The sequence below is a fragment of the Gemmatimonadota bacterium genome, assembly GCA_040388535.1.
Classification (GTDB): domain Bacteria; phylum Gemmatimonadota; class Gemmatimonadetes; order Gemmatimonadales; family GWC2-71-9; genus Palsa-1233.
On the sequence record JAZKBR010000004.1, the window covers coordinates 1 to 18769 of the forward strand.

The 18769-nt window shown below is 65.4% G+C and carries 11 protein-coding genes; 3 read left to right on the top strand and 8 right to left on the bottom strand.

The genetic code is table 11. The features are described 5' to 3' along the window. Window positions 1-456, bottom strand: a 456-nt coding sequence (locus tag V4558_09885; GenBank protein MES2305810.1) for a hypothetical protein, incomplete at its 3' end; no start/stop codon positions are given. Between the two features lie 234 nt (window positions 457-690). Between V4558_09885 and V4558_09890 the strand changes: the two genes are divergently transcribed. From V4558_09890 to V4558_09900, 3 genes are read left to right on the top strand one after another with little or no spacing between them, the layout of a single operon-like run. Next, the gene (locus V4558_09890; GenBank protein ID MES2305811.1) at window positions 691-6972 is read left to right on the top strand and encodes a HAMP domain-containing protein; all 6282 of its coding nucleotides are present in this window, start codon (window positions 691-693) and stop codon (window positions 6970-6972) included. A gap of 16 nt (window positions 6973-6988) precedes the next feature. Beyond that, window positions 6989-8593 (top strand): response regulator, encoded by a 1605-nt coding sequence (locus tag V4558_09895; protein MES2305812.1) that lies wholly within the window; start codon window positions 6989-6991, stop codon window positions 8591-8593. 52 nt (window positions 8594-8645) lie between these two features. After that, the gene (locus V4558_09900; protein MES2305813.1) at window positions 8646-9356 is read left to right on the top strand and encodes a tetratricopeptide repeat protein; all 711 of its coding nucleotides are present in this window, start codon (window positions 8646-8648) and stop codon (window positions 9354-9356) included. Window positions 9357-9415: 59 nt separating this feature from the next. On the opposite strand, the gene V4558_09905 is transcribed toward V4558_09900, so the two are convergent. From V4558_09905 to V4558_09935, 7 genes are all read right to left on the bottom strand, one after another. Next, on the bottom strand, window positions 9416-11662 hold the full coding sequence (locus V4558_09905; protein ID MES2305814.1) for a TonB-dependent receptor: 2247 nt from the start codon (window positions 11660-11662) through the stop codon (window positions 9416-9418). A 199-nt stretch (window positions 11663-11861) separates the two neighbouring features. Continuing rightward, window positions 11862-12719 (bottom strand): diaminopimelate epimerase, encoded by an 858-nt coding sequence (dapF, locus tag V4558_09910; GenBank protein ID MES2305815.1) that lies wholly within the window; start codon window positions 12717-12719, stop codon window positions 11862-11864. Then, a complete protein-coding gene (locus V4558_09915) occupies window positions 12716-13444 on the bottom strand; it encodes a polyprenol monophosphomannose synthase (protein ID MES2305816.1) in 729 nt (242 codons plus the stop codon). The genes dapF and V4558_09915 overlap by 4 nt, the downstream gene beginning before the upstream one ends. Then, window positions 13434-15794, bottom strand: a complete 2361-nt coding sequence (locus V4558_09920) for a hypothetical protein (protein MES2305817.1) — start codon at window positions 15792-15794, stop codon at window positions 13434-13436. Before V4558_09920 ends, V4558_09915 begins: the two co-directional genes overlap by 11 nt. Beyond that, a complete protein-coding gene (locus V4558_09925) occupies window positions 15781-16698 on the bottom strand; it encodes a hypothetical protein (GenBank protein ID MES2305818.1) in 918 nt (305 codons plus the stop codon). The genes V4558_09920 and V4558_09925 overlap by 14 nt, the downstream gene beginning before the upstream one ends. Then, the gene (locus tag V4558_09930; protein ID MES2305819.1) at window positions 16691-17626 is read right to left on the bottom strand and encodes a lysylphosphatidylglycerol synthase domain-containing protein; all 936 of its coding nucleotides are present in this window, start codon (window positions 17624-17626) and stop codon (window positions 16691-16693) included. The genes V4558_09925 and V4558_09930 overlap by 8 nt, the downstream gene beginning before the upstream one ends. Continuing rightward, window positions 17619-18764, bottom strand: coding sequence for a glycosyltransferase (locus V4558_09935; GenBank protein ID MES2305820.1), 1146 nt, complete (start codon window positions 18762-18764; stop codon window positions 17619-17621). The genes V4558_09930 and V4558_09935 overlap by 8 nt, the downstream gene beginning before the upstream one ends. Between the last annotated feature and the right edge of the window lie 5 nt (window positions 18765-18769).

Below are 18769 nucleotides of genomic sequence, written 5' to 3' on the forward strand. Positions count from 1 at the left end.
GGTGGTGGTTACCGTAATCGCCTTGTCTTCGCCATTGATGCTCATGTGGCCATCGCGTTTGGAGACGAACACCGCGCCGGACGAGGTGAGCTTTCCCTTGAATGTGGCGGGCGGGGTCGGAGTCCCGTCGGGACGGGGGCCCGCCTCCATCTTCGCGACCAGGGAGTCGCCCTCCTGGGCGATGGTGAGCACCCCCTTGCCCATGATCGCTGTCTGTCCGCCCGCCTCGACCCGGCGGCCTGCCTCGTATTCAATATTCCATTTTCCGACCAGGGCCGGTGCCTGTTGAGCCTGAAGGGAGCCGACCGAGCCCAGCAGCAAGGCTGCTGCGGCAAACGTGCGTTTCATGCGTGTCCCCGAGGAGAGAGTGGACGAACCGAGGTGCAGAACCGAGAAGAGGGATGCGGGAACCATGGCAGGCGTCGCATCGGACTGGGCCGCCTTGGCTTCGAGCATCCCCCAGGCCAGCCCCCTCTTGCGCGATTCGCCCCGATTTCTTAGCGTCTAGGGGTCCAAGCGTTACAGATTGCGTTGCCAGAATAGCGCGCTGCTAATCCGGTGCCGCCTTGTCGAGTGGAGTTCGGCTCCACTAGCCGAAGGCGCCTTCCATCGCACCCCAGGGTGCGTGGCGGCGTCTTTTTCTGTTTTCGCCCGACCCGACCTCTTCTCGAAGCAGGGGCCATGACCCGAATGTCGCGTACGCCCGCAGAGAACGGTGGTGCAGCCCTCATCGAGCCGCACGCTACCGCCACCCTCGATCGCAGCCAGTTCCTCCACGCCCTGCAGCAGGTCCGCGGTGGCGATTTCTCGGTCCGCCTGCCGGGCGACTGGTCGGGAATGGACGGGAAGATCGCCGACACCTTCAACGAGATCGTCGCCGCCAATCAACAGATCGCGGCGGAATTGAAGCGCGTTGGCCAGGTGGTCGGCCGGGAAGGGAAGACGCGCCAGCGCGCGAAGTTCGAGCAATCGAAAGGCTCGTGGGGCGAGATGGAAGCGTCGGTGAATACCCTGATCGACGACCTCCTGAGGCCGACGACAGAAGTCACCGGCGCCATCGCAGCGGTCGCCCAGGGGCACCTGACCCAGACCATCCGTCTTGACGTCGACGGCCGGCCGCTCGAGGGCGAGTTCCTCCGCTCCGCCACCATCGTCAACACGATGATCCAGCAGCTCGGCGTCTTCACCTCGGAAGTCACCCGCGTGGCGCGCGAAGTCGGCTCCGATGGCAAGCTCGGCGGGCAGGCGCAGGTCCCCGGCGTCGGCGGCGTCTGGAAGGACCTCACCGAGTCGGTCAACTCGATGGCCAGCAACCTGACCGCGCAGGTCCGCAACATCTCCGAAGTCACCATCGCGATTGCCAGCGGCGACCTTTCCCGCAAGATCACCGTCGACGTGCGCGGCGAGATCCTGCAGTTGAAGGAAGCGATCAACACGATGGTCGATCAGCTTCGCTCGTTCGCCTCCGAGGTCACCCGAGTCGCCCGCGAAGTCGGCACCGAAGGAAAACTTGGCGGGCAGGCCGTGGTCCCTGGTGTCGCCGGTACCTGGAAGGACCTGACCGATTCGGTCAACGCCATGGCCGGCAACCTGACGGCGCAGGTCCGCAACATCGCTGAGGTGACGACCGCTGTCGCCCGCGGCGACCTGTCGCGCAAGATCACGGTCAACGTGTCGGGCGAAATTCTGGCACTGAAGGACACCATCAATACGATGGTGGACCAGCTCAACGCATTTGCCGGCGAGGTGACCCGCGTCGCCCGTGAAGTAGGCACCGAAGGGAAGCTCGGCGGCCAGGCAGAAGTGCCGGGCGTGGGCGGTACCTGGAAAGACCTCACCGACAACGTCAATTTCATGACGAGCAACCTGACGGCGCAGGTGCGCAACATCGCCGAAGTCGCGACCGCGATCGCCCGTGGCGACCTGTCGAAGAAGATCACCGTGCACGTCAGCGGCGAAATTCTGCAGCTCAAGGAAACGCTGAACACGATGGTCGACCAGCTCAACGGTTTCGCGTCGGAAGTGACGCGCGTCGCCCGCGAGGTCGGCACCGAAGGGCGGCTCGGTGGGCAGGCCGCGGTGCCCGGCGTGGCCGGCACCTGGAAAGACCTGACCGACAACGTGAACCTGCTGGCCGCAAACCTCACCACACAGGTACGCAACATCGCTGAGGTCACGACCGCCGTGGCTCGCGGCGACCTGTCGCGCAAGATCACCGTGGACGTGAAGGGTGAAGTGCTCGAGCTGAAGGTCACCATCAACGCGATGGTCGACCAGCTCAACGCCTTTGCGGCCGAAGTGACCCGGGTCGCCCGCGAAGTCGGTACCGAAGGGAAGCTCGGCGGACAGGCACAGGTGCAAGGCGTTGCCGGCACCTGGAAGGACCTCACCGACTCGGTCAACTCGATGGCGAGCAACCTGACCGGTCAGGTCCGCAATATCGTGGAAGTTGCAACCGCCGTGGCCCGAGGCGACCTGTCGCGCAAGATCACTGTCGACGTGAAGGGCGAGATCCTTGAGCTGAAAGACACGCTCAACACAATGGTCGACCAGCTCAATGCCTTCGCCTCCGAGGTGACTCGCGTGGCGCGCGAGGTCGGCACCGATGGACGACTCGGTGGACAGGCGCTGGTGCCCGGGGTCGGTGGCACATGGAAGGACCTGACTGACTCGGTCAACTTCATGGCCTCGAACCTGACGGCACAGGTGCGCAACATCGCCGAAGTCGCCACGGCGATCGCGACGGGCGACCTTTCCAAGAAGATCACCGTGGACGTCTCGGGTGAAATCCTTGAGCTCAAGGACACGCTCAACACGATGGTCGACCAGCTCAACGCGTTCGCTTCCGAAGTGACCCGCGTGGCGCGCGAGGTCGGCACCGAAGGGAAGCTTGGCGGTCAGGCACAAGTGCCTGGCGTGGCCGGTACCTGGAAGGGCCTCACCGACAACGTGAACTTCATGGCCGGCAACCTGACAGCGCAGGTCCGCAACATCGCCGAGGTCACCACGGCCGTCGCGCGCGGCGACCTCTCGCGCAAGATCACCGTCAACGTGTCGGGGGAAATCCTCGAACTCAAGAACACCATCAATACGATGGTCGACCAGCTCAACGGCTTTGCGGGCGAAGTGACGCGTGTCGCTCGCGAAGTCGGTACCGAAGGGAAGCTCGGTGGTCAGGCCGAAGTGCCCGGGGTAGCGGGAACGTGGAAGGACCTCACCGACTCCGTCAACTCGATGGCGAGCAACCTGACGGCGCAGGTCCGCAACATTGCAGAGGTGACAATCGCAGTGGCCAGCGGTGACCTCTCCAAGAAGATCACCGTCGACGTGCGCGGCGAGCTGCTGCAGCTCAAGGAAGCGATCAACACGATGGTCGAGCAGCTGCGCTCATTCGCCGCCGAAGTCACCCGAGTGGCCCGCGAAGTTGGCACCGACGGCAAGCTGGGCGGGCAGGCGAACGTCCCGGGCGTGGCCGGTACCTGGAAAGATCTCACCGACAACGTGAACCTCCTTGCCGCCAACCTCACCACGCAGGTGCGTAACATCGCCGAGGTCACGACTGCGGTGGCACGCGGAGACCTTTCGCGCAAGATCACGGTGGACGTGAAGGGTGAAATTCTCGAGCTCAAGCTGACCATCAACACGATGGTCGACCAGCTCAACGCCTTCGCCGCCGAGGTGACTCGCGTCGCCCGCGAGGTCGGCACCGATGGCAAGCTCGGTGGCCAGGCCAAGGTGCCGGGCGTGGCAGGCACGTGGAAGGACCTCACCGACAACGTCAACGTGATGGCCGTCAACCTGACCGAGCAGGTGCGTGGCATCGTGAAGGTCGTCACGGCGGTGGCCAATGGCGACTTGCAGCCGAAGTTGACCGTGAATGCCAAGGGCGAGGTCGCTGCACTCGCTGAGACAATCAACAACATGACCGGTACCCTGGCGACCTTCGCCGACCAGGTCACCACTGTAGCCCGCGAGGTGGGCGTCGAAGGACGCCTCGGTGGCCAGGCCAACGTGCCGGGTGCCGCCGGAACCTGGAAGGACCTCACCGGCAACGTGAACCTGCTCGCCGCAAACCTCACCACGCAGGTGCGCGCCATCGCCGAGGTGGCGACGGCGGTGACGCAAGGTGACCTGACCCGGTCGATCTCCGTCGAGGCACGGGGCGAAGTCGCGGAGCTGAAGGACAACCTCAACACGATGATCGACAACCTTCGACTCACGACCGACCGGAACACCGAGCAGGACTGGCTCAAGACCAACCTGGCGCGTTTTACCAGCATGCTTCAGGGGCAGCGCGATCTGGCCACCGTCGGCCGGATGCTGTTGTCGGAACTGACACCGCTGGTGAACGCACATCAGGGGGTCATCTATCGGCGGGAGAGCGCCGACGCCGAAGAATTGCGTCTGGTGGCGGCCTTTGCGGACGATGGCCACAGTGCGCCGCGGCAGACGCTCCGGATGGGGGAGGGCCTCCTGGGGCAGTGCGCCATCGAGAAGCGCCTCCTGATCCTGAGCGAACTCCCGCGCGACACGGTGGCGATCGGATCGAGTCTTTTCCGGGCGACGCCCCGCAATGTGATCGTGCTTCCCGTCCTCTTCGAGGGCGAGGTCAAGGCGGTGATCGAGCTGGCGTCGCTGGGCGAGTTCACCGCATCACACCTCGCGTTTCTCGAACAACTCACGGCCAGCATCGGCATCGTGCTCAACAGCATCGAGGCGACGATGCAGACCGAGGGCTTCCTGAAGCAGTCGCAGCAACTGGCCGCCGAGCTGCAGACCCAGCAGGGGGAGCTGCAGCAGACCAACGAACAGCTGGCGCAAAAGGCGCAGCAGCTGGCCGAGCAGAACGCCGAGGTCGAGCGCAAGAACCAGGAAATCGAGCAGGCACGACGCGCCGTGGAGGAAAAGGCGACCGAGCTTGCGCTCACCTCCAAGTACAAGTCCGAGTTCCTCGCCAACATGTCGCACGAGCTGCGTACGCCGCTCAACAGCATCCTGATCCTCGGCCAGCAACTCGGCGAGAACTCCGAAGGAAATCTGCTGCCGAAGCAGGTCGAGTTCGCCCGAACGATTCATGGTGCCGGCACCGATCTGCTCAACCTGATCACCGACATTCTGGACCTCTCCAAGATCGAGTCCGGCACGGTCACGGTCGTCGCCGAAGAAGTGCCGGTATCGCCGCTGCTCGACTCGATCGCGCGGCCGTTCCGCCATGAAGCGGAGCGGAAGGGACTCGGCCTCGACGTGCAGCTCGAGCCGGGCATGAACGCCAACATCGTGACCGACTCGAAGCGGCTGCAGCAGGTGCTCAAGAACCTGCTCTCGAATGCGTTCAAGTTCACGGAACGCGGCGGTGTCCGGATGCGTGTTGGTCCGGTGCATGACGGCTGGAACCGCGACCACCCGGTCCTCTCGCGCGCGGCGGGTGTTGTTTGCTTCGAAGTCGCTGACACCGGTATCGGCATCCCGGCGGAGAAGCAGCGGATCATCTTCGAGGCCTTCCAGCAGGCCGACGCGGGTACCAGCCGCAAGTATGGCGGCACCGGCCTGGGTCTGGCGATCAGCCGTGAGCTTGCCTCGCTGCTCGGTGGCGAAATCCAGCTGCGCAGCACGCCGGGCGTGGGCAGCACCTTCTCTCTCTACCTGCCCACGGCCTATACCGGGCCCTCGGTCACGCTCACCAAGCCGTCCGGGCGCGAACTCGATTCGCGGCATGCGCACGAGGCGATGTTTCCCTCAGTTCGTCCGGAACGCGCCATCGAACAGATCCCCGACGACCGCGCCGACCTGCTGCCCGGGGAGCCGACGATCCTGATTGTCGAGGACGATCCGGCGTACGCGCGGCTGCTGCTCGACGAGGCGCACGCCCAGGGATTCAAGGTGCTGGTGGCGATGCGGGGTACCGACGCGCTGGCCCTCGCTCGTGAATACCGGCCGACGGCAATGTCGCTCGATGTGTTCCTGCCCGACATGCTTGGCTGGGCCGTGCTCAACCAGCTCAAGCAGGATCCCACGTTGCGCCACATTCCGGTGCAGATCGTCACGCTTGATGAAGACCGTCAGCACGGTCTCGCGCGGGGTGCCTTCTCCTTCATTCCGAAGCCGACGAGCACCGAGGGCTTGCAGTCAGCGCTGTCGAAGCTCAAGGAGTACATCGTGCCGCGCGCCCGGCGTCTGCTCGTCGTCGAAGACAACGAGGCCGAGCAGATGAGCATCGGGGAGTTGCTGGGTCACGACGATATCGAAATCGCAACTGCCGGGACGGGGAGGGAGGCGCTGCAGGCCATGCGCGACACGCAATACGATTGCGCGGTCCTCGATCTGCGCCTTCCCGACATGTCCGGCTTCCAGGTGCTGGAGCAGATCCGTGATGACGCAACATTGCGGGACCTGCCCGTGGTCGTCTTCACCGGCAAGGAGCTCTCGCCGGACGAGGATGCGCAGCTGCGCACGCTTGCGCGCAGCGTGGTCGTGAAGGGTGTCGAATCACCGGAGCGCCTTCTCGATGAGACGGCCCTCTTCCTCCACCGGGTGGTGGCCGACCTGCCGGTCGAGAAGCAGCAGATGCTCGAGAAGCTGCACCGGTCGGATGATCACCTCATTGGCCGGAAGGTGCTGGTGGTGGACGACGACATCCGCAACATCTTCGCGCTGAGCAGTGTCCTCGAACGCCGCGGCATGGAAGTGCTCACGGCGGGGACCGGGTTCGAGGCCATCGAGAAGCTCGACACCACGGATGACGTGGCAATCGTGCTGATGGACATCATGATGCCCGAGATGGATGGCTATCAGACAATGCAGGCGATTCGCCAGAAGCCGGCACTGCGGCGACTGCCGATCGTCGCGCTCACTGCCAAGGCGATGAAGGGTGACCGCGAGAAGTGTCTTGACGCCGGTGCCTCGGACTATCTGGCCAAGCCGGTCAACACCGAGCAGCTGTTGTCCGCGCTTCGCCTCTGGTTGCACCGGTGAACGGGCGCGAGCCGTGATGGCCCCCGAGAAGGAAAAGGTGAACATCCTGCTGGTCGACGACCAGCCGGGGAAGCTCCTCGCGTATGAGGCGATGCTCGCGCCGCTGGGGGAAACGCTGATTCGCGCCAATTCCGGACGTGAAGCGCTCGAAGAGCTCTTGCGAACCGACATCACCGTCGTGCTGATGGACGTGAGCATGCCGGAGCTCGACGGTTTCGAGCTGGCAGAGATCATTCGCGAACACCCGCGATACCGCAAGACAGCGATCATCTTTGTCTCCGCTGTGCACCTCAGCGATCTTGACCGCCTCAAGGCGTATGCGTCGGGGGCGGTCGACTACCTCTCCGTGCCGGTGATTCCGGAGATCCTGCGTGCCAAGGTCAGCGTCTTCGTCGAGCTCTATCGGAAGACACGCGAGTGGGAGCGACTGAACGAAGAGCTGGAGCGCCGGGTGCGCGAACGCACGGCGGAGCTTGAGGCATCGATGGTGACGCAGGTCGATCTCTCCGAGCGCCTTCGCCAGGCCGACCATCGCAAGGACGAGTTCCTGGCATCGCTCGCGCATGAGTTGCGCAACCCGCTCGCCCCGATTCGCAACGCGATCGAGATCCTGAACAAGAAGCCGGCGGCCGATCCGGAGTCGGTCTGGTGCAGGGAAGTGCTGAATCGGCAATCGGCACAGTTGATCCGTCTGGTGGATGACCTCCTCGACGTCTCGCGCATCACCCACGGGAAGATCAAGCTGAAGCCGGTCCGCCTTGAGCTTGCCGAAGTCCTCGAACAGGCGATCGAGGCGAGCCAGCCGCTGATTGACGCGCACCGCCACACCCTCGCGGTCACCCTCGGTGACGATCCGGTCCCGGTCGACGGCGATCCAGCCAGGCTGATCCAGGTGTTCGGGAACCTGTTGAACAATGCGGCGAAGTATCAGGAAGACCACGGCCGGATCGAGCTGGATATGCGACTCAAGGGGGACACGGCCATCGTGACCGTACGGGACCGCGGCGTCGGAATCCCGCCCGAATTGCTGTCGCAGATTTTCGAGTTGTTCGCGCAAGGCGAGCGCGCTCCTGACCGGGCCGCTGGCGGCCTCGGCGTGGGCTTGTCGCTGGTGAAGTCGCTGGTCGAGATGCACGGCGGGCGGGTCGTGGCCCGAAGCGACGGACCGGGGCACGGAGCTGAATTCAGTGTGCACCTGCCGATCGCCGTGGCCGCGCCGGCGGAGATCGAAGGACCGGCGCGCGCCGGTGGGCCCGCCCAACGTTCATCGCGTCGGATTCTTCTCGTCGACGATAACCACGACGCCGCGGACAGTCTCGCGATGATCCTGCGCCTCAGTGGTCACGACGTGTCGGTGGCGCACGACGGACCCCGCGCGCTCGAAATCGCCTCAGCGGAGCAACCGGCGTTTGTGCTTCTCGATATCGGGCTTCCCGGGATGGACGGCTACGAGGTCTGCCGCCGACTCCGCGATCTCGGCCTGACGGAGGCCCGGATTATTGCCATGACCGGCTATGGCCAGGACCGGGACCGGCAACGATCCCAGGACGCCGGGTTCGACCTCCACACGGTGAAGCCGGTGGAGATCCATGGCCTGATGTCGATCCTCGCTGAGGGGTAGCCAGAGACCACGGTCTGGCGCCACCGGCCCCGACCCGCCATTTTAGAAGGCTATGTCAGCCCATTTCGGGCTGGCCAAGGCCCTTCTCACGACAGGCAGCATGGCGACCACTGTGGAACCGACTCCGATGACCGCCTCCGGCGACAGCAACGACACCCCGTTCTTCACCCCCCAGCGGATCCGCCAGTTCGGGATCGCCGGGGCGGTGGTGCTGGTGATCGCCCTGGTGGCGTGGTTCGCCATCACTGCCGGGAAGCGCAAGGAAGCCTTTGCGGCTCGCGAGCTCGAGGTCGGCCGTTCGATGGCCGAGCAGGGGAATCTCGGCGGCGCGGTGGAGCAGTTCAACAAGGTCTCGAAGTCGTACAGCGGCACTTCAGCGGCCTACGACGCCACCCTTGGTATCGCCCAGGCCCGGCTCGTGAACGGTCAGCAGGAGCTCGCGATCGCCTCATTGCTGGACTTCATCAAGACCAATCCGCCGGCCAACTACGCGTCGCCTGCCAACTCGCTGTTGGGGACCGCTTACGAGAACACTGGCAAGTACGCCGAAGCGGCGGCTGCCTATCGCAAGGCGGCCGACCTCTCGACGCTGGATTATCTGAAGGCGACCGCGCTCCTCGACCAGGGCCGGGCGCTCCGCCTCGCCGGGAAGAAGGACGAAGCGGTCACGGTCTACAAGGAAATTCTCACCAAGTTCGCTGAGACTTCCGCGAAGACTGAGGCCCAGGTCCGGTTGTCGGAGCTGACGCTCGGCCAGAGCTGAATCAACAAGCAGTGATGGTCGCGGGGCCCGATCCTTTCTGGATCGGGCCCCGCGTGCGTTCAGAGGGTCGTGGCAAGTCGGAGCACGATGTCGCGTCCCGGATTGAGCGCGAACGCCTTGTAGCGTGACAGGAAGTCGCGGTAGCTGGTATTGGTGGCGTTGTGGATGGTCAGCTCCATCGAGAGTGACCGGCCCAGCACGGCGCGATCGAACCCGGCCGAGATTTCGAGGAGCGAGTATCCGGCCGTCGGCAGGTCGTAGCTGCCGAGCCGGTCCTGACGCGCGACGCCGATCAGGTCGGCTCCAAGATGCGCGCGACCAGCCCACCCGAACGCAGGGGCGTGCCACTCCACGCCCACGAGCGTGCGAACCGGCGGGGTCAGTGGCAGCGGGGTATCGTTGGTCCGATCCAGCGTGCGCACGCCGTCGACGCGGGCGCGCACGGTGAGTGAGGCGATCGGGTCGACCTCGAGCGACGCCTCGCCACCGGTGAGCCTGGCATCGGTCTGGCGGTAGCGGTAGACGGCGAGTCCACCGGCGTTGGCGCCGGTTGGCGTGATGAAGATGTAATTGTCGATGCTGTTGCGATATCCGGTGATTTCACCTCGCAGGCGCGGACGCTGCCAGCGAATCGACGCTTCGAGGTTGTTGGCGGATTCCGTCACGAGCAACGGTTCGCCGATTTCATACCGGGCTTCGCTGAGCTTGGGACCGTTGCTGTAGAGCTCGAAGAGGTTTGGTGCGCGCCAGCCGCGGCCCGCATTGGCGCTGATCGACCAGCCGTCCACCGGACGGAAGACCACGCCGAAATTCCCGGTCAGCGCGTGAAAGTTGCGACGCTCGCCTGCAGAGGAGAGGGAACTGTTGGCGTCGGCATCGAGCGATGAGCGATCGCCGCGCAGGCCGGCGAGCATGCTCCATCGGGTGGTGCGGTGTTCGACCACCGCGAACCCAGCGGCGTTGTTCGTGGTACCCGCCGGCACGAGGGCGATCGGGCCACGGGTGTCATTGGTCTGGTGCAAGGCGCTGACTCCCACCGTGGTCAGCAGGTGTCCCGCGATGGTGCGATGCGCGCTGAGGCCGGCGGTCAGGGTGTTCAGCAGCAGGTCGAACGCCACCGTCTCCTTGCCGGCGCCCGCGGCCGGGTTGGCGTCGTCCGAGACCTCGACCAGCGAGTGCTGCTGGAACTGCGCATTGGCTTCGAGGCGCCAGGCGCCGGCGAGGCGAAGGGCATCGAGCTGCAGCCGTTCATCGCGCGCCTTCCGGACCGGTCCTTCTTCCTCTGCCTCCGGGCGGAGCCGGATGGCCGCTGCCGGCCCGGTCGCCTCGAGCAACCGGAACTCGCCGCCGTAGTGGGCCCCGCGGATGGTGAAGGACCCACGTGATCCGCGGCTCCCCCAGGCGATGTCGCCGTTGACGGCGCCGAAGCCGGTGTTATCGAGCTCGCCATCGGGGGTATGGAGGGAAGCCGCCCGGCGGCCGACCACATTCGCCCGGAATCCGTGCCCGGCCGACCCACGCTCGTACCGCAGCGTCGTCCCCGTTTCGGCGTTGTTCGACGCGACCGACTGCTCCACCGAGATCCGATGCCAGCTGTTGCCTCCGGGGCCAAGTTCCGGGAGGGGGTCGGGAACCGCGTTCACGACCCCTCCGATGGCGTCGGCGCCATAGAGGAGCGAGGTCGGCCCCCGGATCACCTCGACCCGGCCGGCGAGCCGGGCGTCGAGAGATGGGCCATCCTCATCACTCCAGGAATAGTCCTCCAGCCGGTGGCCACCATCGAGGACGAGGACCCTTTGCCCGCTCAGGCCCCGGATCATCGGTTTCGCGATCTGGCTTCCGGTGGTCACGCTCCGGACTCCGGGGAGGTTCTCGACCGCCCGGGCGATCGAGACGCTCTGGCTCCGGCGCAGGAGGTCGGACTCCATGGTCGACGAGGAGAGCGGAGTCGCCAGTGGTGTGAGCGGGTCGGGGGTCCCGGTGGAGACCAGGGTCGGCAGCTCGACCGGCGCCTCGGTCAGCCGGAATTCGAACCGGGAGGAGTTCCGGGTGAGGTCGACCGTACTGGTACCAGGGGCATAACCGATGTCGGTCACGCTCACCGTCCAGCGACCCAGGGGAACGTCCGCGAAGCGGAAACGACCGTTCGCGTCGGTCTCGGCGAGTCGCCGAAGCTGCGGAATCCGGACCGCCGCATGCGCCAGCGGACGGCCTCGCGAGTCGGTGACTCGGCCCACCAGGGAGTCGGCTGGGGCGTGTGAGGGGGTATTGAGGAGCGCGGCGAGGGTGAGGAGCGCGAGAGTCATGACGAAGCCGTATTGAGGGTTCGGAACCATCCACAGACCAGAATATGCTTGTGGACTAAAACGGTAAAGTCTTGGTGCTATGGCGGTTGGTACGCGTTGCTTGTAGTAATGGTTGCGCGATATTTCTATGACGTATAAGATGTATTATGTTAAGTTAGGCCGTGGATAAGTGTGCAAAACCCCGACTTCTCCCCAACCATCAACCCTCCCACACCCCACGCGCCACAATCCGCCCTTCACCACAGAGCCAGACTTCGCGCGCCACCCCATCGTCACCGACCGTCGCCTGGACCGTGAGCACCCGACCCCCGCCGGAGCGGAACCGGAGCGGCAGCTGATCTTCACCTGAGACCGCCAGTGCGAGTGCCGCCGCCACCGTCCCCGTACCGCACGCGAGCGTCTCACCCTCGACGCCGCGTTCGAAGGTCCGGATCGCCCAGGTCGGTTCAGCCGGGTTCCGGCTGCCGGTTCCAGCTCCAGTGGAACCTGATATCCGACTGACGAAGTTGGCATTCGCACCGGCCGGTCCGGTCGCGGGATCGTTCCGGAGGAATCGGCCTCGGGTCTCGAGGTCGACTGACCGGACGTCGGCAACCACCGTGACGAGGTGCGGCACCCCGATGGTCCCGAACAACATCGCCCGTTCTCCTTCGACGACCGGGATCCCGATCGGGGCCGGCACGGGAGCATCGGCGAGATGCAGTTCGGCAAGGTGCCCCGGCCCGACACAGCGGGTCTGGTAGGTGCCGGCGTCGGTGACCAGGGTCATCCCTGCGGGGTCTGCCATCTCGAGCCGAGCGGCGAGTCGGGTGGAACAGAGCGCGGCGTTGCCGCACATCGCGGCCCGGCTGCCATCGCTATTGAAGAAGGTCATCCGGATGGTGTCCGGGGTCGCCTCCGGCGTCACGAAAACGAGCCCGTCGGCCCCGACCCCGTCGCGCCGATCGCAGATCGACTGGATCCTGGCGGCGTCCCAGTCGGCCGGAGAGTTGACCCGGCCATCGAGCATCACGAAGTCGTTGCCGGACCCGGTCACCTTGAAGAAGACGACGCTCATCCGAGCCTCCCGAAGATGGCCTGGAACCGGAGCCACCAGACCATCCAGACCGCCTCGCGCACGATCCGCTGGTTCATCTTGCTCTGCCCCTCGACCCGGTCGACAAAGACGATCGGGAGCTCGACCAGCCGGAAGCCCTTCTTCCACGCCCGGAAGCTCATCTCGACCTGGAAGGCATAGCCGTTGGACCGGACCCGGTCGAGCGGGATCGCCTGCAGCACTTCGCGCCGGAAGCACTTGAAGCCGCCGGTGGCGTCGGTGAGTGGCAACCCGGTGACCCAGCGGACGTACTTGTTGGCGAACCATGACAGCAGCAGCCGCGACATCGGCCAGTTGATGACGTTGACCCCCGTTGCATACCGCGATCCCAGGACCAGGTCCGCGCCCGCGATCTTCTCGAGCAGGCCGAGCAGGTACTTCGGGTCGTGGGAGAAGTCGGCGTCCATCTCGATCATCATCGCGTACTCGTGCTCGAGCGCCCACCCGAAGCCGGCCAGATAGGCCCGGCCGAGCCCCTGCTTCGAGGCGCGATGGAGGACATGGACGCGTGGGTCGGCAGCGGCCATTGCATCAGCGAGGTCGCCGGTCCCGTCCGGCGAGCCGTCGTCGACCACCAGGATGTCCAGCCGCGGGTCGACCGCGAGAATGGCAGGAACGATCTGCGGCAGGTTTTCACGCTCGTTATAGGTCGGCACCACAACGAGGGCACGAGAATCAGGCGTCATGAGTGCGCGGTCGGAAGCGACCAGCTGCAAGGAGTCCGAGGGCGATGAGCGCACACGCCCAACTGACCCACATCATCTGGTGGTACTCGGTGGAGTCGTAAGTAAAGGTGACTTCCTTCGCCCCCGGCGGCAGGGCCACGCTCAACAGCGAGAAATCGGCACGGTGCGTCTGCACCGCCTTGCCGTCGATCGTGGCCTTCCAGTCGGGGTACCAGTTCTCGGCCACCATCAGGTAGGTGGTACGCGTGTCGGTCCCGCTGAGCTTCACTGTCATCGCACCCGGCTGCCAATGGCTCAGCTCGGCCTTCACCGTGGTGGGCGCAGGCGCCGTCTGGTTCCCTCCCCCGGCCACGATGCTGCTGCTGTCGGGGTAGAGCACGAACGCATTGAGCGGGAAGCGCGGATCGATGACGGTCGGCACGATCCGGTCTTCGGGCACCTTGGCGGCGGCGGGAACGACACGAACCCAGGCGATGGCCGAGTCGCGTTCCCACAGATAGCCTGCCGGCGCATTCTTGCCGATGAGGTGCGGGAAGGAGACCGGCCCGAGCGTCTTGTGGAAGCCAGGAATACTGGGCACGTCCTGATTGAGTGTGATGTACTTCACCCCGTACAGATCCCAGAACGTCGGATTCAGCTGGTTCACCCACTTGCCCTTCTCGCCGAGCAGTTCGTCGAAGTACTTGCTCTCCATGCCGAAGTAGCCGAGGAGCTGAGGCACCCGGTACCCCATCAGCACGGAATGTGTATAGACACCCGCACCCAGTGGGTCGAGGGTCCGAAACGGCAACGCGGTCTTCCGCATGGCCGTCGTGATCTCATCGTCGGCATAGGTCACGCTGGCTGGCGGATACCATTTCGCGAAATGATGGAGAATGCTCCAGTTGTCCCCCGCGACCGCAAACGCGAGAAGCGCCACGGCGAATCCCTGCTTGAGGATGCCACGCTGAATCGCAATCAGCACGCCCCCGCCCAGCACAATCACTAGGAGGAGGCGAAGGGCCCCGGTCCGCAGCTCGGGCGCATTCGCCACTGCCGTCGCCATCGTCTCGGCGCTCGCGAGGGAGGTGGCGACGCCCTGCAGGAGGCCAGCCACCCCAAGGAGGGCGATACCCCCGACCACCGCGAGTGGGACGAGCAACCTCCTCATCGAGACCTCGCCTCGCAACAACCGCTCCGCTCCGAGTGCGGCCCAGACGCAGACCGGAAGTGCGACGAGATAGAAAGCCATGCCGGCGGCGCGCACGCTCGACATCATCGGCATCAGGATCCACAACCGATAGAACGGCGTGTGTCCGCCAAAACTCACCAGCAGGAAGAGGGCGGCAACGACGCCGAACCCGGTGAGCAGGCCGCGCTTCCTGGCGGCGCCGAGTCCGAGCACTGCCAGCACGACCACGAGCGCGCCGAGGTACTCGGTGTGGGACTTGAAGAAGTTCTGCCCCCAGTATCCGTCGAGCATGCCGTTGAACTGCGGCAGGATCGTCGTCATCAGCTCTTCAATCGGCATCGCGTAGGCGGTGTTGTACTCCCACCCAACGCTTGGGCCGCCCGCGCCACGCGGCGTGTACACCTTGTGCGTCAGGATCGGAATCACCTGCACCGCGGCAATGCCAACGCCGATGAGTACCGCGACTGCCGCAAACGCCACCGGCTTCCATCCCGGCCGATCGGTGCGCCGCTCCGGATCGAAGAAGGCGAGCCACAATGTCCAGATCCCCGACGCCACCATCAGGTAGTAGGCCATCTGAACCTGTGGCGACAGAATCGCCAGCCCGACGACCAGCGCAAAGCCACCATAGCCTGCGAGTCGGCCGTGCCGAATGGCACGCAAGAGCGCGAGGAACGCGAGTGGTGCCATCGACGAGACGAACAACTTGCCGTCGTGCCCCGGGCTCATCTGCGACGCCACGATGCCGCTGAGCTGATACGCCACACCGCCGACCACGGCGGCGCCCCACGCGAGCTTGAGGCCGCGCAGCAGCGCGTACATCGCCACGCCGGCCAGGATGATGTGGAAGAAGAAACCCAGCGTCATGCCGAGGTCAGTCGGCACGAACCACCGCAGCCAGGCGGTGGGATAGAATATGTCGCCGTGACCGACGACCGAACTGAACGGCACGCCGCCGAAGATGTACGGGTTCCACTGGGGGATGCTGCCGGTGGTCTTGTGCATCTCCGCGCCGAAGAGACGGAAGGCATAACCGGCGCCGAGCTGGTCATCACCCGCGAGAAACTGTCCCGAGAAGAGCGGATAGAAGATCGTCAGCGCAACGAGAACGAAGACCACCGCGGCGACAAACGCGGGATACCGTGGCTGCCAGGATTCAGGGGCTTCAGGCGTCGTCACGCGACGGCCTCCGCAGCAAGAGGAACGAAGCAAACAGGATATCGAACATGGTGAAGACCACGCGATACGAGAGTGCGATGGCAAGCGCTGGCCCCGGGGAGACCTGCGGCTTGATCAGGGCGTAGAGGACCGCTTCCCGCAGCAACAACCCGGTCGGGAAAAGCGGCAGCAGGTAGCCGACCACCGTCGCCCCGGCGAGGGCACCGGTCACCAGCATCCAGTCCACGTGGAATCCCACCAGCAATCCTTCGCCGAGCAGCGAGAGGCCATAGCCCGCGATGACCCACGCCGCAAAGTTGGCGAAGATTCCGATGCCCAGCGCCTCGGCATCTGCCGGTCGTACTGTTTCTGGCCGGCCAAGACTCTGGCCAATGCGACGCGGCAGGTCGGTCCCGGCAAGCCCGAAGGTCACCACCAGGATGGCGAGTGCGGCCAGCAACAGGATGGGGAGATAGATCTTGGTATTGCCATAGCGATAGAAGGCGAGCAGGACCGCCGCAGTCACGGAACCAGTGCCTAGCCAGACCAGTGGTGGATGCACCGCCGAGCCTACCACGAGCTTGGCCCTGAAGACTTCCTCCTCGGCGATCGCAACCAGTCGCAGCGGCAAGCCGTGCCAGCGTGGGAGATATCGCGCCAGATTGGAGCGCACCCAGAGGCGGATGGTGCTTGCCACCGAAATCTTGTATTCCCATCCCCGGATGATCTCGCCTGTCGACCAGATCAGGATCACGTAGGCAAGGAACGTCGCGGCCAGCCCTTGTGCGATGACGGGCCAGTCCCAGAGCCAGATTACCGGCTTGAGGGCGAGCGTATCGCCGCTATGCAGTACCGACCGCACACCGAGTGCGATCAGCGCAAGCGCCCCGAGGCGCTGGGCCCCGCGGATTCGTGGGTTAGCCATTGGTCGTGGCCGCAGCCACCTTCGCCGGGCGCCAGAACAGGAATGGCAGCGCCGCGCCGAGTTCGTTGACCGTAAGTGTGAGTCTGGAGGCGACAGCGAGCGCGCCCGCAGGTCCGAGCCCGATCGTGGGCTTGAGCAACAGGACCAGGACGAGTTCCCGGACGCCAATCCCGCCGGGCACGATCAGCGCGAGATACCCCACCAGATACGACGCCGCAAACGCCCCAGTTGCCGTTGCCCAGTCGAGCGTGACGTTTTCAATGGTGCCGAGGAGCAGCAGTTGCAACGCAAGGCCGTACCCTGCCCACGCCAGGAAATTCGTGAATAGCGCCGCCGCCAGCGACTCCGGCTCCACTGGCTGGACCGCATCTGGCCGTCCCACGACGAAGCCGATGCGCCGGGTGAGTGAGGGCGAGGTGAGCGCGAGTACGGCGAGCAGCGCGACGATGGCAAGGGCGAGTGCGGCCAATGACGAACCGGGCCACATCTCGTCGAGCAGGCGTGTTCCGATCAGCGCGAAGGTGAGGATGGTCCCCGTCGCGATCGACACCAGCTGCATGATGATCGCCGAGCCCGTCGCGGCCGCCCCGGACACGCCTTCGCGTTGCGCCATCACCGCCATCCCCGCGATCGCCCAGACCTTCCCCGGGATGTACTTCCCCAGCGAGGAGAGGCACCAGATCCGCGCGGCATCCACGGCTCGGATCCACTGCCGCCAGCCATGCAGCACCGAGCGCCAGCCGAGGATCAGGAAGCCGTACATCACCCAGGTCACGAGCAGTGATGCGATGATGAACTCCCAGCGGAAGTGCCACTGGATCTGCTGTGCCTTGAAGTCATCCCAGTTCTTGATGACCTTGATGACCAGGAAATAGAGGATCACGAGGCCGAGGGCGCCCTGCGCGATTCGCCACTTGTGCTTAAGCATCGAGTGCGCTCCGGTACCAGCCGAGACAACGCTCGGCCACGAATTCAGGGGAGAGGCGTTCCCGCCAGCGTGCGCCTGCAGTGCGAGCATCCTGCCGTGCATTCGGGTCAGCCAGCAATTCGTGCATCGCCGTGGCCATGGCGCGGGCCGAGGGAGCGACGACTCGCCCCGCTCCCGACGTCGACACCACATCAAGGAGCCCGCCGCCATCGGTACAGGCGATGACCGGTATGCCTTGCATCAGTGCTTCAGCCGCCGCCAGCCCGAACCCTTCCCCGACTGCCGGCATCAGGGCGAGGTCGGCCGTTGCCAACAACAACGGAACGTCGGACGGCGCCACCTCACCGAGGAAGCGGACGGCATCGCCGAGCGCGAGCCCGCCCGCCTGCACCCGCAGGGCGGCGCGAGCCGCGCCATCGCCAGCGATCGTGAGGGGCAACGCCAGCCCCTGCGTGCGGGCCAATGCGAACGCGTCGAGGGCGAGATGGACTCGCTTCTGCTCGACCAGCCGTCCCAACACCACGATTCCACCCCCGCCACTGCTCCACGGTCGATCGACGCCGGCGACCGGCATCGGCTGAACGGCGTCGTCGGCAACCCGCGCGGGAGTGCTCTCGTTGATCACCGTTGCAAGCTCGCGTGAGACCGTTGTCACGACCCTTGCGCGGCGAAACGGCGTCCGGGCGAGCCAGCGCACGACCCTGCCCCGTTGCAGCAGTCGCGCATCGCTTCCGTGGCACGTGAGCACCAGCCGCGCTTCGGGTGGAGCGGCGAGCCCGGCCGGAATCCACCAGTGCGCGTGGACCAGCGCTTCAGCGGCTCCGGTCAACTCCTCGCGCGCGCCCTTACGCAGCGCACGGATCATTCCAGCCAACGCCCGCAATCCCTGCGGCGTGCGAATCGCGCTCGCCATCGTGCCGGTGTAGGCAAACGATTCCTGGGAGGCATCGGCGTAACGTACGCGCCGCACCGGCACCCCGTCGATCAGATCCTGCCCACCCCGTCCGGCATCGCTCGGCGCCACGACTCGCACGTCCACTCCACGGGCCCGCAAGGCCAGCGCGAGCGGGTGCAGGAAAGCCCCGGCAACATCGCCCGGGTGGCGCGGGTAGTTGTGCGTCAGAAAGACGACCCGCATCACGG

Excerpts from the sequence above, each read along its gene's own strand:
- V4558_09890 (MES2305811.1), top strand. The coding sequence starts at position 691 with ATGTCGCGTACGCCCGCAGAGAACGGTGGTGCAGCCCTCATCGAGCCG.
- V4558_09895 (MES2305812.1), top strand. The coding sequence starts at position 6,989 with ATGGCCCCCGAGAAGGAAAAGGTGAACATCCTGCTGGTCGACGACCAG.
- V4558_09900 (MES2305813.1), top strand. The coding sequence starts at position 8,646 with ATGTCAGCCCATTTCGGGCTGGCCAAGGCCCTTCTCACGACAGGCAGC.
- V4558_09905 (MES2305814.1), bottom strand. The coding sequence starts at position 11,662 with ATGACTCTCGCGCTCCTCACCCTCGCCGCGCTCCTCAATACCCCCTCA.
- dapF (MES2305815.1), bottom strand. The coding sequence starts at position 12,719 with ATGAGCGTCGTCTTCTTCAAGGTGACCGGGTCCGGCAACGACTTCGTG.
- V4558_09915 (MES2305816.1), bottom strand. The coding sequence starts at position 13,444 with ATGACGCCTGATTCTCGTGCCCTCGTTGTGGTGCCGACCTATAACGAG.
- V4558_09925 (MES2305818.1), bottom strand. The coding sequence starts at position 16,698 with ATGGCTAACCCACGAATCCGCGGGGCCCAGCGCCTCGGGGCGCTTGCG.
- V4558_09930 (MES2305819.1), bottom strand. The coding sequence starts at position 17,626 with ATGCTTAAGCACAAGTGGCGAATCGCGCAGGGCGCCCTCGGCCTCGTG.
- V4558_09935 (MES2305820.1), bottom strand. The coding sequence starts at position 18,764 with ATGCGGGTCGTCTTTCTGACGCACAACTACCCGCGCCACCCGGGCGAT.